Below are 16501 nucleotides of genomic sequence, written 5' to 3' on the forward strand. Positions count from 1 at the left end.
TTGGGATGCGAGCGTTTGCGCGACGCAAAATACCTGCGCTGGATGACTTGCAGACACCATTCAGCAGTGCGGCCTAAGACGGGCTTTTTGCCAATTAGGCCGGATGGCCTAATGCGGTTCACGTGTTTTGTCAGCGAGCAAGACGTGACTTTGAGCTGATGGCATACCGAGATTTAATACGAAGCGGCTTGATATCCGCCCCGATTGCGTTTCAGGCTACCGTCAGTCACCGCGGATGACGGATACCGGATGCGACGCATCTCCTTGAAAGTGCTTATCGCGGCCGCGATCTCGGTCGTATCGCTGTTGCTTACCGCGGCAGTTTCTTACGTCATTGCGCATGACGCAGTGAAGCGTCTGGAATTGCAGATCGGCCGGTCGCTCGCGCTGCTCGCCGACGAAATGCAGGATAAGCTCGACCGTGCGATGTTCGAGCGGTTGCAGTCTCTCGACGACATGACGGAGATTGCGAAGATACCTGCCAAGACCGAGACGCCAGAGTCCTTGCGTGTGTCGCTGGAGCGTTTCCAGACGGATTATGCCGACTACTCCTGGGTCGGGTATGCAAACCGTGACGGTCGGATCGAGAGTGCAACCGGCGGCGTGCGCGAAGGTCAGAATGTCAGTGGACAGGAGTGGTACAAGAAAGGACTTGAGGGGCCCTATGTCGGGGACGTGAAAATTCGTGACGGCGTTTCGGAGAAATCTCCATCCGGACAAGTGACCGATTTCATCGACTTGGCAGTCCCCGTATCAAACGAAAAGGAAACGTTGGGTGTTCTCGGGGCGACGCTCAGCGCGGATTGGGCTGAAGAGGTCAAGGATACGCTGCTTGGCAGCATGAAAAATTCGATTCACGCCGATGTCATCGTTTTGAATCAGAAAAAGCAGGTTCTGTTCGGGCCCGACAACGTGGCAGGAAAAGCCCTCGATCTGCCGAGCATCAAAGGTGCTCGCGCCGGGATCGCGAATTTCGCCGTCGAACAATGGCCGGACGGCCAATCCTATGTCACCGGATTTTCGAAGAGCGACGGATACCGGTCGTATCCGGGCCTGCATTGGATTGTGCTCGTCCGAGAAAATCAGACCCTGGCGTTCGAGCCGGTCAGGAGCCTGCAGCGGAACATTCTACTTTGGGGCGGAGCGTTTTCTGCGCTCGCGGCCGTTCTTGCTTGGATGCTCGCGGGCAAGCTGTCCCGACCTTTGCTTCAACTCGCGGATGCCGCAGAAGGTCTGCGTCGTGGACGTCAGGTCGATTTCCCCGCGGTCGATGGGTACGATGAAGCCCGCGTCCTGGCGCAATCGCTCCGGTCGATGGTCGCGGAACTCGGTGCGCAACGAGCTTCTCTTGCTGCCGCAAACCAAACGCTCGAAAGTCAGGTGCGCGAGCGTACGCAGCGCCTGGCTGAACAGAATATCGGACTCGAGCGCGCCAAGGCCGAAGCAGAGCAGGCGACCGAAGCCAAGTCGCGCTTTCTCGCTGCGGCAAGTCACGATTTGCGACAACCTCTCCATGCGCTCACCCTCTTTGCAAGAGCGCTTTCGCGGCGTGTCCAAGGGAGCGAAGCGACGACGCTGGTCGCGCAAATGGAAGAAGGCCTGCATGGCCTCAAAGGAATGTTCGATGCCTTACTCAATGTCTCCCGCTTGGATGCAAAGCTGATTGAGCCCACCAAGGTCGCGGTATCCGTTTCCGAAATCATCGAGCGTATTTCGGTTGGCTTCAAGGTTGAGGCCGAGCAGAACGGACTCAAATTCCTGAGCCGCGCGCAGAATTGGACGCTTGAGACCGATCCGGCGCTGCTCGAAACCATTATTCGAAATCTCGTTTCGAACGCACTCAAGTTCACAAGGCAGGGTGGCGTCATCCTGGCCGCGCGGCGCAGAAATGGCCAACGTATGATCGACATCTACGATAGCGGCCCCGGTCTTTCGCCGGAGCAGCATGAAAAGATATTTGAGGAGTTTTCTCGAACCGATCAGCGTGCGCGGGGCGCCAACGAGGGGCTTGGCCTCGGATTGTCGATCGCGCGACGTTATGCAGATCTGTTGGGCATGAGGATCGTCGTCTGCTCGCGGTGGCAGAAGGGTTCGCGGTTTACGATCATTCTACCGCCGGAGCGCGTGATCGAGAACACGCCGCTGCGATCTGGAGCTCCGAAGGACGAGACCGACATACATGGTTTCAATATCCTCGTGTTGGATGACGATGAGCTTATCGTCGCCGCGCTGAGCCGCGATCTCAGGGACCGCGGCAATGTGGTGTTCGGATATGAACGAGCCTCGGAAGCAGAAGCAGCGTTTTCTGAAAGACTTACGATCGACGTTGCGATTCTCGATTTCGATCTGCGGGATCAAGAAACGGGGCTCGAATTCATCAATCGAATGTCTAGCGAAATCGGCCGCTTTATTCCGGCTGTTATCCTCTCAGGCGGAACGGATTCTGCTACGCTGGCGACACTTGCCAAATCCGGGAGGCCATGGTTGACGAAGCCTGCCGATCCCGAACTCATTGTCGCGACGCTTTATGCGGTCATCAAGGCGGGCAGGGCTGCAGTACTTACTCCGGCTGCCGAAGAGCGTGTCAGCTTCGATTAAAATTCAGAGTCGTCCATGGTGAATGTCAAACGTGATGCTGTCCTTGTGGCCGACGATCATAGTCTTTATCGAACCGGCCTGGGCTTCCTATTGAAGGATAAACTTGGGTTCGCCACCGTCGTCGAAGCGGCGACCTTCGATGCGGCGCTTGATCGCTTGTCCGAACTCGACAAGATCGGACTTGCATTGTTCGATCTGGCGATGCCCGGCATTTCCGGCCCTGAAAGCCTTGGCGTCGTCAAGGAGACATATCCAGAAGTGCGCGTGGCAATCGTTTCCGGGTCGGAGGAGCGCAGCGACGTGCTGAAAGCGGTTGCAACGGGGCTCAGCGGCTATGTGCCCAAATCGCTGCAGGACGAAGAAATCGTCGCGGCATTACGGGACATTCTCGATGGGCGTATTTATGTGCCCAGGTTCATGACCTCTTCCGGTTCACCGGCCGGTGGTAAAACATCCACATCAGAACAGGTCGAGAAGAAGGGGGGGGCCAGCGGTGGGGCTGCCACGAAATCCATTTCGCCGCGTCAACGCGATGTCTTGGAATGCGTCCGCCGGGGCCTTTCCAACAAGGAAATCGCGCGGGAACTTGATATTGCAGAAGGCACGGTGAAAATTCACCTTGCGGCCCTCTTTTCCCATTTCGGCGCCAGGAATCGCACCGAACTTGCTACGAGGCGCTGACGTCCAAATCATTTACGCGCCTGCAGGGCCGGGCGTCGGACTCAGCCGTAGCCGAGCTTTTGGACAAGCCAAGCGTGCAGGATGTCGGGATCAAACGGTTTCCGGATCACGGGAAAGGGTCTGCAAGCCGCCGCGTAGTCGCCGTGGCCGATGGTCACGATCGTGGGGATCGACCGACCGAGAGCGGAAGCAATTGCCAGCGCGTCCTTAACGCCGCGCATCTGACCGCCAATTTCGACATCCGTAACGATTGCTGCGATCTGGTTCAGGCGGTTGCCTAGGGTCTTGATTGCCTCTTGCGAACTCCGCGCCGCAATGCACGCGTAGCCCCAATCGTCGATCAGCATCGTGAGCGCGAGCGAGGACTGGTAATTATCTTCTATGACCGCAACCAAGCGCCTCGAAGATGCCTCGGCGGGCAAGACCGATCGTTCGGTGTCAGAAACAAGCGCGGGCCCTATCATAAGTCGACTCCTGACCTCATCGTGTGGCGTCAGGAGAAATCTTTTCGACGCTGTTCGCCATTCAGCGGGAGGCTATAGGCTACACGACCTATTCTCTCAGCGCGGTCCGGCTATCCGGCCGAATAGTCAGAGATGGGATAATTCGTACACTATGTTAGTGGGTTAAGGAAAAGAGATGAGGCGGAGGGTGGCCGAATCGTCCGCGATTGTTGACCGGCAGCCGCAGCGTTATATGTTGCACGGCCGTCGGCAGTGAAAGGCGTTTGCGACCGGCTCGTACGTCTACCGGCAGGACCCAAGATCGCTTTATGAGCAGCTCCGCAGCGACGGTTCGCAAACGCGCGAATTGGTACAGCCCTCTCTCGATTTGGCGCTCTCTCGTCTTGCGTCCCCGGGCCTTCGCCGGCGCCATTTCCGGGCTTGCAGTTCTCTTGTTGCTGCCGGAGTCCTTTCATGGTCCGGTCCGCGAAGCCATGGCGTGGTGTGCCGGGGGTGCCGTTTACCTCATCATGGCGTTTCGCGTCATGCGGAGTTGCTCGGGGGAGGCTTTGCGTACGCGAGCAGCTCGCCAGGATGACAGTGCCGTCGTCATTCTCGTTCTCGTCCTGCTTGCCATGTTTTCGAGCTTCGCGGCCATCTTCGGGATCATCGCGGAGGCCAAGAGCGCGTCGAACGACGGCAAGCTCTTCTTTGTCGGGCTTGCCGGAACAACGATCGTCATCTCGTGGCTGGTGACGCAGGTCGTTTTCACGTTGCACTATGCGCACGAATTCTATGCGCCACACAGGCTCGTTAACAAGGACGCTCCGCAAGCCCTGGCATTTCCGCAGGACACGCAGCCCGACTATTGGGATTTTTTCTATTTTGCGACGTCCTTCGGTGCGGCGTCGCAAACATCCGACGTGATGATCAACTCGAAGTCGATGCGGAGGCTTACGACCCTGCATGCCATCGTTGCTTTCTTTTTCAATACGATGGTTTTAGCGCTAACCATCAATCTGGCCGCCAGCCTCGCCTGATCCGGTGGGTACCCCCGATTTATCTCGACAGACGACCCAATCTGGGGAACGGATTGCTGGAACAAATCAGCTGTTTCGGCTGTTTTGTTACTCTTAGCTCTATGCCATGGGGCACACCAAGCGCGCAAGAGGTCAAGTCGGTGGATGACAAGTCCGTTTCGTCCGAAATTCCGATTATGAGTCAAATGGCTGATCAGAGTGCGGAATGCCATTCAGACAAGGAACGGCAGCTTCTTGCCGCAATCATCGACGCAACGTCGGAATGCATCAAAATCGTCGGTTCCGATGGCCGGTTGGTGCAGATGAATGCTGCCGGTCTTCGGATGATCGAAGCAAACAACTGGGCGCAGGTTGAAGGGGCTCCTGTCATAAACCTCATTGCGCCAGAATTTCGCGACGAATGGCGGGCTAATCACAAGCGTATTTGCGCCGGTGAAAAGGTGAGTTGGACATTCGATATCGTCGGATACGCCGGCACTCGGCGGCATATGGAAACGCATGCGGTACCGATCCGTCTTCACGATGGCGAGACCGGTCAACTCGCGATCACACGCGACATCACGGCTCGGCGCGAAGACGAACTGCAGGCTGCTCGGCTTGCGGCAATCGTTGCGTCCTCCGACGATGCGATCGTCAGCAAGACACTCGAAGGTTTCATTACGAGCTGGAATGCGGGCGCGGAGAGAATATTCGGCTATTCAGCCGAGGAAATGATAGGGCAGCACATTACCCGCATCGTTCCTCCGGAGCTTCAATCCGAGGAAGAGGATATTCTCGCGCATCTTCGGCGTGGCGAGCACGTCGATCATTTTGAAACCGTGCGTCTTGCAAAGGACGGTCGTAGAATTGACGTGTCGGTTACAGTATCGCCGATGCGTGATAAGTCCGGCAAGCTTATCGGGGCCTCGAAAGTCGGGCGGGATATCACGGAGCGCAAGCGCTTCGAAAGACTGCAGCAGCTTTTGATCGGTGAACTCAACCACCGCGTAAAGAATACGCTGGCGACCGTCCAGTCCATTGCCAATCAAACCGTCTATCGTGCGAAAAGCGCCAACGATTTTGCAACGAGCTTCGGCGGCAGATTGCAAGCGCTGGCGAGAACGCACACTCTGCTAACGCGATCAACGTGGCAGGGCGCCGTGCTATCGGATATCGTTCGTGATCAGGTCCCGCTCAGCGAGATCGAGGGCGATCGTATTTCCTATTCCGGTCCTATGGTGATGCTGAACGCGCAGGCTGCGCTGCACCTCAGCCTCGTTCTGCACGAACTCGCGACGAACGCAATGAAATATGGAGCTTTGTCCAATCCGCTAGGAAAGCTCTCGATCCGGTGGATGGTTCGCACCGACGCTGGCCGTAACCTCGTTTTGAAATGGCAGGAACGCGGGGGTCCAACTGTCACGGTTCCGCAAGCGCGCGGCTTTGGCACGACCCTTATCGAAAAGAGCCTCGACGCACATGGCGGCCTCACATCAATCCGCTACGAGGCGGAAGGTGTCACGTGCGAAATCATGCTGCCGCTTCCGGAGAGCGAGCCTGCGACCGGCGGATCTTATTATAAGCCATTGCCCGAGAGGCCTCAGGCTCCCAGGTCGATGCAATCCAGCGTAGAGAAGCCGGTTGCGGGAAAGCGCATTCTTATCGTGGATGACGAGCCGCTGATTGCGATGGACATCGTCGCGAGCCTTGAGGATGAAGGCTGTCAGATCGTCGGTCCGGCAGGGACACTTCAAAAAGCGCTGAATCTGATCGAACGCAAGGAAATCGACGCCGCGTTGCTCGATGCCAATCTTTCGGGTGATCCCGTCGATACGATTGCCGCCGCGCTTGCGAGGCGGAAAATTCCCTTCGCGTTTGTCAGCGGCTATGGACGGGAGGGATTGCCGGAAGCTTACCAGCAGGTGGAATTGATCAAGAAGCCGTTCCAGCGCCAACAGCTGGTCGACGTCATTCAGCAGATGCTGACCGAAGACGATACTGTCGTGCCGTTCAGGAAGACGACGTAAGCCGGCGACGGGCGGGACGATGACGATGGGTGATTATAGCTTCTCGACGAATACAGTACCTGCGGAATAGCCGGCCCCGAAGCTGCAGATGAGACCGCGCTCGCCGGCTGCAAAATCGTCGTTCGCAGTGTGGAATGCGATGATCGAGCCGGCGGAGCTGGTGTTCGCGAATGTATCGAGAATAATGACGTTCTCGCCAGGGCGCGGATCGCGTCCAAGAACCTTGCGACCGATCATGTCATTCATGTTGATGTTGGCCTGGTGCAGCCAGAGCCGCTTCAGTGCGTGCGGATCGACGCCGATGTCGCGGGCGTGAGCCAGGATCATTTCGGAAACCATCGGCACCACCTCCTTGAAGACCTTGCGCCCCTCTTGGACGAAGAGTTTGTCGGACTTACCGATGCCTTCCGGTGCGGCGCGATTCAGAAATCCAAAGTTGTTGCGGATATTGTTCGAGAATTGTGTCTTGAGGCGCGTGCCGAGAATACGCCATGCGCCTGCAGTTTCAGAGCCGGTGATGATGACGGCGGTTGCAACATCGCCGAAGATGAAATGACTATCACGATCTCTGAAGTTCAGGTGGCCCGAGCAGATCTCGGGGTTGACCACAAGCACGGCTTTCGTGGAGCCGCTCGAGATGAAATCGGCTGCCGTTTTGATGCCGAATGTCGCCGACGAGCAGGCGACGTTCATGTCGAAGGCAAATCCGCCCAGCCCGAGCGTGTTTTGAACTTCGATGGCCATCGCTGGATAGGGCCGCTGCATATTCGATGCTGCGCATATGACGGCGCCGATGTCGTTTTTCGGCCCTGCCCAACGGTTCAACGCATCGGTGGCTGCCGCAACCGCCATTTCAGCGAGGATTGAAATCTGATCGTTTGGGCGTTCGGGAAGAATCGGCCGCATGATCGCCGGATCGAGAATGCCCGTCTTGTCCATCACGTGGCGCGACTTGATGCCCGATGCTTTCTCGATGAACTCCGCCGACGAGGGCAGCAGCGGCGCGATTCTTCCATCGGCGATTGCCGCGGCGTTTTCGGCGTTGAACCTCTCAACGAATGCGTTGAAGGCGCTGACCAGCTCCCGGTTACTGATACTGTGAGGCGGAACGTAAAGCCCGGTTGCGGCAATTACGGGTTGTGGCACGGCGGGTGTTTCCAAGATCCGGCGGGGCCCGTTCGGGCGGCCCCTTGTTCTTATCGATGTGCTTCCATAGCACGCCGATGAAGCACTGTCCCATGGGTACGGAATGGCATCGGCCCTGCGGTTTAAGCCCGCCCGATGCGTCGAATCTCGCTTGGAAAATTGCAGGAAATGGTGCGGCCACGCTTCAAATGTACCGAGCCCTTAAGAGCCCGCAGAGCGCGGCCGCAAGGAAACCCGGATACGCGATACCTCATTCCGGGATCCCTCAATACATAACTGAAATTGGTTGCGATAAAGCAAACGGGAAACGAACGGATACTTAACGCCGAAAGAATTCTCGCCTCAGAAGACCGCGCATCATCGGTACGGTGACGATGTGTGGAAGAACCTTTAACGCGACGACGAATGCGGTGTTGAAAATTCCCGGCACAATGACGCGCTGGCCGAACATGAATCCGCGATAGGCGCTTTTCGCCACGCGATCGGGAGTCAAGGATGGAAGGATGATCCGATAGAGCGATCTCTCGGCGCCCATGTCGCGATGAAATTCGGTATCTACAGGTCCCGGTGTCAAGGCAGAGACGCGAACGCCCTGACCCGCAACTTCGCTGGCGATCGCCTCGGTCAGCGACAGGATGTAGGATTTGCTGGCGTAATAGGCGGCTTGGTTGGGGCCGGGTATGTAGGCGCCGAGGGACGCAACATTCAAAATGCCGCCCTGTCTGCGTGCGATCATATCCGGCAAAGCGGCGCGCGTCAGGCGCGTCAGGCTCTCGATGTTCACTGCGAGAAGGCTCGAAAGGTCCTTTGGCGTTTGTTCCAGGAAGGGTCCGGCGAGGCCCATTCCGGCATTGTTGACGAGCACATCGAGGTACAGATTTGCGTTGGCGAGCCCTGCCGAAATGACGTCTGCGGCGTTGGGTTCGGTAATATCGCAAAGGATTGAAACCGGTTCGACGCCCGTTGCGGCCTTCAGCTCAGCAACTGCGTCGGCGAGTTTCAGTGCATTGCGCGCTACGATGACGGTCGTGCAACCCGCCTCAATGAAGCACTTTGCCAGGGCCAAGCCTATGCCACGCGATCCGCCCGTGACTACGACCGCCGGCTTCAGGTCGGCGACCGCAGCCCGTGCCGCATGAATGGCATTCGGGTCGACGGGCGCCCGCCATGGCATCAAACGGGAAAGCCAAACGGCGGGTTCATACGGCATGCGTTCTCCGTGGTATCCCATGAGCGGGCCGCATGGAACGTAGGCAGGCTTGCCGGGGTCAGCAAGGGCGACCCATTATACTGGTGGTACAGTCCGCGAACGCGTCCGATGTGTCGTTCGGGGCGCAAAAAATTCCTCCGATGCGGGGGGACGATCCTATTCTGTGTTCGCGAGCGTGACTTTCCATTTTTTCGGGGAAGTCCCAACCTAATTTCTCCATTCTTTCGCGGCACGGCTTTGTTAAAAAGGGGTCGCGGCAGGTCAGGGCAGGCCACGCTTCAGCTTTTTTCGGACACACGAAGCAATCGTCGGGTGGGGTGTCAGGGTGAGTCTTGCGCTTTTGAAGGACCGTGTACGCAGCAATGGCTACGTTTTGCTGCGGCGGATGGCTGTAATCCTGATCGCTGCTGTCACGGTCGCAGTCAGCGCCAGTATGCCGGTGAGCGTTGACGCGGTCGATGACGCAGAAGCGGCACAACGGCCGCCCTTGAACGTCCCCATATTCGTAACGTCGCGGGATGATCTTTGTTACGATAACGGTCAGCTGGCGGCCATCAAACGTCTTACTGTGCTGGAGCAGCGCCGTATCAATCGCAACGGCGGCGTTGCTGGTCGGCGTCTGCAATTGATGTTTTTCGACGATCGGCGCGACGGGAAGACGGCGGCCGCAAATCTGGCGTCGGCCCTCGCCGATCCTCAAACGCTTGCGATGATCGGTATGTCGAATTCGACGCGCGCGAAGGCGGCTTTCGATGCTGGTGGCAAAAACCTCAAGAAAAGCGGAATTCCTTTCATATCGGATATTTCCGTCGGCGGTCTCATCGCCGATTATCCGAACGTGTTCACGACCCGGCCTTCCGAAGACGAAGAGCGTATGCCGGTTATTGCAGAGTTTACCAAGCAGATGAAAGTTGCGGGCCCGGCATTCATCGGCTTGGAATCGGCTTTCGCAAGTAGCAGTTTCGGCGACGCGCTTACGAAGGTTCTAGGCGCGGGCGTGATGGCGGGCGATCACCGGCTGCATACCGTGGGCGACGATATTCTCGATGCTGGAGAACTCGCGTCGGCAATTACCGATCTCAAAAGCAAGAATATTGATCTTCTGTTTCTCAGCGTTGGCAGTAGCCGGACGAAGGATGTCCTGAAACAACTCAAGGAGGCGAATTTTACACCGCCGCTGTTCGTTACCGGCCGGTTGGACACGATTGCGTCGGATGGCGCCGATACCTATCCCAACGATATCTATCAGCTTGCCTGGGATGGACTCCCGAACGTTTACAACGATCGGCTTCGTAAGCTCGTTTCGGATTCTCCCAACCCCGGCGTCTGGATTTTCCAGGGTGCCAAGAACAAGGCGGCACCGGGTTGGAAAAGCGGCAAGTGTAAGCCGAGAGACGAGGACGTTCCTCTGAACGTCGTCGATAACGAAAACATGCGAGCGCTTTCGGTCGGCACTCAATACGCCGACATGGTCGGGCTCATCGCGGAAGCGGCGCGCGGCAAGGACGCCACGACCGGTTTACCGGAACTTCGCAGTTTGATCGTTCAGCGCCTTCAGACGGCTTATGCGTTAGGCCGCGGCACTTTCCAGGGTCGGTTCGATAACTGGTCGTTCCAGCCCTCCTCGCGGGCGGCCGCGCGGACGCCAATGATCCTCATGCTCCCGCGTGGCCTCGTGCATACGCAACTTGCGCCCTTGCAGTTCGCGCATCTGCGTAACAACCACATGCAACGCATCGATACGCTTTACGCCGACATCGATCTTATTGGGGCCGAACACATCGACGATAACGACAAGACGTTCCTGGCCGATTTTTATCTTTCGATGAACGACCGCGGCGGCGCGTCCATCGATCAAATCGAATTTTCGAACGCTTACCTGGAGCCCGGATCAAATGACCGGCAGATCACGGTTCGGCCCATTCATGATGGCGGGAAGAGCGAGGCGTTCCCGGACCACATGAAGATCTATCGGATATCGGGCAAGTTTCTCTACGAGCCGCAACTCCTCGACTATCCCTTCGATACGCAGAGGTTTTCAATCGACATTCAACCGAAGCACGGGAATGCGCCGTTCATTGTGCAGCCGCCACCGGACAATTTGCGCGATAGACTCGTCAGGGTCGACGGGTGGCTGCCGAAAGACCAGTACGTTGGATACGACGAAGATTTCGTGCGGACCGTCGATGCGCAGACGCTCGAGCCGAGTGTCGTACCATTTTACAAGGCAAATTTCGTTTGGCTGATGAAACGGCAGACGACCGATTATTTTCTGCGTGTCGTCGTGCCTCTCGGCTTCATCCTGATGATCGCCTATCTGTCGATCTTCATCTCGACACATCACTTCGAGGCGATTGTCACGATCCAGGTGACCGCGCTTCTGTCGGCGGTGGCGCTCTATTTGGCGCTGCCGAAGCTCGATGCGAACGTCGAGACTCTGTCGGATCGGATGTTCTTATTCAGTTACCTGATGCTGAGTGTCATCATAGCCATCACCATCGCGCGCGTGAACAAGTGGATAGAGCCAGTCAGGTGGCTTCGAAAGTCGCTGAGCTTCCTGCATATCGTCGGTGTGCCGCTGGCGACGGCGGCACTTGCCTTTTATGTTTACGAGGTCAGTTTGGGCTGATCCCGGCTGGTCGCCGAACGATCTTCACGTGGCGTCGCGCCGCGCGTGCGACATTGCAAGTCCTATCAGCGGCGTTAATGGCGTCAAAATTACTGCTCGATTTGATTATAACGAGCCATTAGCTTGCCTGGAAGCTAGTCTTCTGCCCGGGATAACCGTGTGGGAGACCGACGGGAGAGAGACGCGGGCATTCTGGCAACCCGTTGCCAGCCGAGGCGGTTTTGTCGCTGTCGAATTGTAGTCGCGCGGAGACGGATTGAGGTGTCTCCGGCAGTTAAACGCCGAAGGCTCGGCGATTGAGTTGCGTGCGAGCGGGGCGGAGAAATTTGATTCATGGCTGCACTTGTACGCATCGCGCTGCGGCTGCCATACACGTTCATCGTTCTCGCTCTCCTTATTCTGATCGCCGGAGGATTCGCGGCTCTCAGAACGCCGGTCGATATCTTTCCCGAAATCCGCATTCCAATTATCAGCACGATCTGGAAGTACACGGGGTTGCCCGCCAATGAATTGGCCGGCCGTATCGTAACATCGTATGAGCGAGCTCTGACGACGACCGTCAACGACATCGAGCATATCGAGTCGAGTTCGTTCGGCGGTATCGGGATTGTGAAGACTTTCTTTCAACCGGAGGTCAATATCAGCGTTGCGAACGCGCAGGTGACGGCGATCGCGCAAACGCTGATCAAGCAGATGCCGCCGGGAACAACCCCGCCGCTGATTCTAAATTATAGCGCATCGACTGTTCCGATCGTTCAGCTAGCTCTCGGTGGCGAAGGATTGAGGGAACAACAACTCTCCGACATCGGCCTCAATCAGATCCGGACGCGCCTCGTTACCGTGCCCGGAGCCGCTTTGCCCTATCCTTATGGCGGCAAGTTGCGGCAGATCCAGATCGACCTCGACACGCAGGCGCTTCATGCGCGCGGACTGTCTGCGCAGGATGTATCGGATGCGCTCGCCTCGCAGAACCTCATCAATCCGGTCGGTACGCAAAAGATCGGCAGTTTCGAGTATACGGTGCAGCTCAACAATGCGCCGTCGGAATTGAGCGCACTCGGAGATTTGCCGATCAAAGCAGTCAATGGCGGCATGGTCTATATCCGCGACGTGGCACACGTCCGTGATGGAAACCCGCCGCAAACGAATATCGTTCACGTCAATGGCTCGCGCTCGGTTCTTTTGTCGGTCTTGAAGAGCGGCGCCAATTCGACCCTCGACATCATCGCGGGTATCAAGAAGAAGCTCGAAGAAATTAAGCCCGGGCTGCCGGATGCGCTCAAGATCGAAATCCTTGGCGATCAGTCGGTCTTCGTTGGGAATGCCGTCAAGAATGTCATCCATGAAGGCGTGCTCGCCGCTGTGCTGACAAGCGTGATGATCCTGTTGTTTCTCGGGAGCCTGAGGTCGACGCTGATTATTGCAATTTCGATTCCGCTAGCTGTGCTCTCCTCCGTTGCTGCGCTCTCTGCAATCGGGGAGACGATGAATATCATGACACTCGGAGGGCTGGCGCTCGCAGTCGGAATTCTCGTCGACGAAGCAACCGTCACGATCGAGAACATCAATTATCATCTGGAGCAGGGGAAGGACGTCGAGACGGCCATTCTCGACGGCGCTGATCAGATCGCGACTCCGGCTTTCGTCTCGATGCTCTGCGTTTGCATCGTCTTCGTGCCTATGTTCTTTCTGGAAGGCGTGGCGAAGTTTCTGTTCGTGCCGATGGCCGAGGCCGTCATGTTTGCGATGGTCGCGTCATTCATTCTGTCGCGAACACTCGTGCCTACGATGGCCAAGTATCTGCTGAAGCCACACAAACCAAGCGAGCACGAACAACCAACGCGCAATCCGCTGAAAATTCTCCAGCACCGTTTCGAACTGGCATTCGAAAACATGCGGTTGAGCTATCGGAATCTGCTTGAGCGCGCGCTCAGCCAGCGTGCGCTGTTTCTTGCCTTCGCGTTTGCGTTTATCGCCGCCTCGTTTTATCTGGTGCCCTATCTCGGGCGGAATTTCTTCCCTTCCGTCGATTCGGGACAGATCCTCATGCACGTTCGATGCGAGATCGGCACGCGCGTCGAGGAGACGGCACGACAGTTGGCGCAAATCGAGCGCGCTATCCGGACGATCATCCCCGAAAAGGATCTTGGTGCGATCGTCGACAACATCGGCATCCCTTACAGCGGCATTAACACGTCCTACAACAACACGGGCACGATCGGGCCGCAGGACGGGGATATTCAAGTCGCGCTCAAGGAGGGGCATCGGCCGACTCCTGAGTATGTGAGCCTGCTCAGAGACGAGCTACCGAAACAGTTTCCCGGGGTGGTGTTCTCGTTCCTGCCGGCTGACATCACGAGTCAGATTTTAAACTTCGGCGCGCCGACTCCGATCGATCTTCAAATCCGCGGCAACAACTTCGCCGAAAACTACGCTTATGCCCAGAAGCTATTGCGTAAGATTCGCTTGGTTCCCGGCGTCGCGGATGCGCGTATTCAACAGTCGCGTTCAGCGCCTATGATCAGAGTGAACGTCGATCGCTCGCGCGCTCAATATGTCGGAGTGACCGAGCGTGACGTCACCGAGAGCTTGGGAACAACTCTTTCCGGGACGGGGCAAGTGTCGCCGACATACTGGCTCAATCCGAAAAACGGAGTGTCATATTCGGTTGTCATTCAGACGCCCGAATACAAGGTAGATAGCTTGCCCGCTCTCGAGAATACCCCAGTCAACGCGCCGGCGGCGCCGTCTCCACAGATTCTAGGCGGTGTCGCCAGCTTTGAGCGGGGTACGACGAATGCCTCGATATCCCACTACGATATACAGCCGGTGGTGCAGATCCTGACGACGACAGAAGGTCGAGATCTCGGAGCCGTCGCGGAAGATGTTCAGAAAATCGTTGACGACGCGCGGGCGGAACTGCCGAAAGGCTCGACAGCGGTGCTGCTTGGGCAAGTGCGCACAATGAATAGCGCTTATTCCGGAATGTTATTCGGGCTCGTCGGTGCTATCGTGCTTATATACCTGCTCATCGTGGTGAACTTCCAATCCTGGACGGATCCTCTGGTCATCATCATGGCGCTTCCGGCTGCGCTTGTCGGCATTGTGTGGATGCTGTTCACAACCGGTACGACGCTTTCTGTTCCGGCGCTGACAGGCGCGATCATGTGCATGGGTGTCGCGACGGCGAACGCCGTGCTTGTCGTCAGCTTTGCGCGCGAACGGCTTGCAGAGCACGGCGATCCGATCATTGCGGCGGTTGAATCAGGCTACATTCGTATTCGCCCGGTGTTGATGGCGGCGCTGGCCATGATCATCGGCATGGCGCCGATGGCGCTCGGTCTGGGTGAAGGTGGCGAGCAGAACGCACCTCTCGGGCGCGCCGTGATCGGCGGTCTCATTTTCGCGACGGCCGCAACATTATTTGTTGTTCCTGTCGTTTTCAGCCTGATGCATCGGCGCAAGGCAGCAGCTTCGCCAAGCGATTTCATTCCGGGAGATTACAATGTCGCCTGAGTTGCCCAAAGAGGTGCGGGCACGCTCGCGCTGGAAGATGTCGCTGGCAGCGGTCGTATTTATTAGCGCTACGTCGTTTATAGGTTTCACCGGCATCGAATGCCGGGAGCAAACGCTGGCGAGCCTCAGGGTAAAATCCGCCGAGCGATCCGTGCCGACGGTGGCCGTATCGACGCCCAATGTGCAGAAGAGCATCGGTACGATCGATCTTCCTGGGCGCCTCGACGCATATTCGCAAGCCGCGATTTTTGCGCGCGTCAGCGGCTACGTCGCGAGCCGAAAGGCGGATATCGGCACCCGAGTCAAGGCAGGAGATCTGCTCGCGGAAATCGATGCGCCAGATCTCGATCAGCAGCTTTTTCAGGCGCAATCCGAACTCAACAACGCCAAGGCCAATGCCGCGTTGGCGAAAGTTACGAATGAACGCTATCAGGCATTGCTGCCGAAGGATTATGTGACGCGCCAGGCGGCCGACGAAAAAGCTGCGGATTTCGAGGCGAAGACGGCGCTCGTCAAGTCGGCGCAAGCCAACGTCGATCGCCTTAAGGCGCTTTCGGAATACAAGCGCATCGTTGCGCCCTTCGATGGTATCGTGACGGTGCGTAACACTGATGTCGGCAACTTGATCAATACCGGTAGCGCGACGGGGTCGGAAATGTTCGTCGTCGCCGACATTCACAAACTCCGGCTCTATGTGAACGTGCCGCAAGCTTACGTGCCGATGGTCACGAACGGCACGACAGCGGTTCTGACGGTTCCCGAGCGGCCCGGCAAACAGTATGAGGCAAAGGTCGAAGCCTCCGCCGGGGCTGTCGATGTCGCTTCGGGAACGACACGCATGCAGCTTGTGGTCGATAACACGCCTGGTGAATTGATGCCGGGCGCTTATGCAAGCGTGCGTCTGACCGTCGGCGACAAGCGCGATGTTCTGGTCGTTCCGTCGAGCGCGGTTATTTTCGACAAGGATGGTCTGCATGTCGCGACCGTGACCTCAGATGATCGGGTTTTATTGAAACACATCACGATCGGACGCGATCTCGGGAGCAAGATCGAAATCGCATCCGGACTCGCGCCAGAAGACAGGGTGATCGAGAGCGCTCCTGATGACATTGCCGACGGTGACAAGGTGAACGTCAAAGAGCAGTCAAACCCCGCGACTGCACCGTCGTCGTCGAATAGTGTTCATCTGAACAACAAGGGCTGATCTCTCTTCCAGGAACGCCAGAGCAGCC

General features: G+C 57.3%; 10 protein-coding genes. 7 read left to right on the top strand and 3 right to left on the bottom strand.

What is annotated here, in order from left to right; genetic code table 11:
• The first annotated feature begins 249 nt into the window (after positions 1-249).
• Both HYPDE_RS17585 and HYPDE_RS17590 read left to right on the top strand, forming a co-directional pair.
• Complete coding sequence (locus HYPDE_RS17585) at positions 250-2598, top strand: hybrid sensor histidine kinase/response regulator (RefSeq protein WP_015599899.1); 2349 nt, start codon at positions 250-252, stop codon at positions 2596-2598.
• A gap of 15 nt (positions 2599-2613) precedes the next feature.
• Positions 2614-3279 (top strand): response regulator, encoded by a 666-nt coding sequence (locus HYPDE_RS17590; RefSeq protein ID WP_015599900.1) that lies wholly within the window; start codon positions 2614-2616, stop codon positions 3277-3279.
• 41 nt (positions 3280-3320) lie between these two features.
• Here the strand turns inward: HYPDE_RS17590 and HYPDE_RS17595 are convergent, their stop codons facing one another.
• Positions 3321-3743, bottom strand: coding sequence for a response regulator (locus HYPDE_RS17595; protein WP_015599901.1), 423 nt, complete (start codon positions 3741-3743; stop codon positions 3321-3323).
• Positions 3744-4051: 308 nt separating this feature from the next.
• Here HYPDE_RS17595 and HYPDE_RS17600 point away from each other — a divergent pair, with 308 nt between their 5' ends.
• Both HYPDE_RS17600 and HYPDE_RS17605 read left to right on the top strand, forming a co-directional pair.
• Positions 4052-4762, top strand: a complete 711-nt coding sequence (locus HYPDE_RS17600) for a DUF1345 domain-containing protein (protein ID WP_081625142.1) — start codon at positions 4052-4054, stop codon at positions 4760-4762.
• Positions 4763-4947: 185 nt separating this feature from the next.
• Positions 4948-6768 (top strand): PAS domain S-box protein, encoded by a 1821-nt coding sequence (locus HYPDE_RS17605; RefSeq protein WP_244437728.1) that lies wholly within the window; start codon positions 4948-4950, stop codon positions 6766-6768.
• Between the two features lie 33 nt (positions 6769-6801).
• Here HYPDE_RS17605 and HYPDE_RS17610 read toward each other — a convergent pair whose 3' ends face one another.
• Positions 6802-7914: a beta-ketoacyl-ACP synthase III gene (locus HYPDE_RS17610; protein ID WP_041320628.1), complete on the bottom strand. Its 1113-nt coding sequence runs from the start codon at positions 7912-7914 to the stop codon at positions 6802-6804.
• 319 nt (positions 7915-8233) lie between these two features.
• Entirely contained in the window at positions 8234-9124 is an 891-nt protein-coding gene (locus HYPDE_RS17615) for an SDR family NAD(P)-dependent oxidoreductase (RefSeq protein WP_015599907.1), read from the bottom strand.
• Positions 9125-9449: 325 nt separating this feature from the next.
• On the opposite strand from HYPDE_RS17615, the gene HYPDE_RS17620 reads away from it, so the two are divergent.
• The 3 genes from HYPDE_RS17620 (at position 9450) to HYPDE_RS17630 (ending at position 16473) form a co-directional block, all read left to right on the top strand.
• A complete protein-coding gene (locus tag HYPDE_RS17620) occupies positions 9450-11753 on the top strand; it encodes an ABC transporter substrate-binding protein (protein ID WP_015599908.1) in 2304 nt (767 codons plus the stop codon).
• Positions 11754-12086: 333 nt separating this feature from the next.
• Positions 12087-15269, top strand: a complete 3183-nt coding sequence (locus HYPDE_RS17625) for an efflux RND transporter permease subunit (protein WP_015599910.1) — start codon at positions 12087-12089, stop codon at positions 15267-15269.
• Positions 15259-16473, top strand: a complete 1215-nt coding sequence (locus HYPDE_RS17630) for an efflux RND transporter periplasmic adaptor subunit (RefSeq protein WP_015599911.1) — start codon at positions 15259-15261, stop codon at positions 16471-16473. The genes HYPDE_RS17625 and HYPDE_RS17630 overlap by 11 nt, the downstream gene beginning before the upstream one ends.
• Positions 16474-16501 lie beyond the last annotated feature (28 nt).

The organism is Hyphomicrobium denitrificans 1NES1 (genome assembly GCF_000230975.2).
Classification (GTDB): Bacteria; Pseudomonadota; Alphaproteobacteria; order Rhizobiales; family Hyphomicrobiaceae; genus Hyphomicrobium_B; species Hyphomicrobium_B denitrificans_A.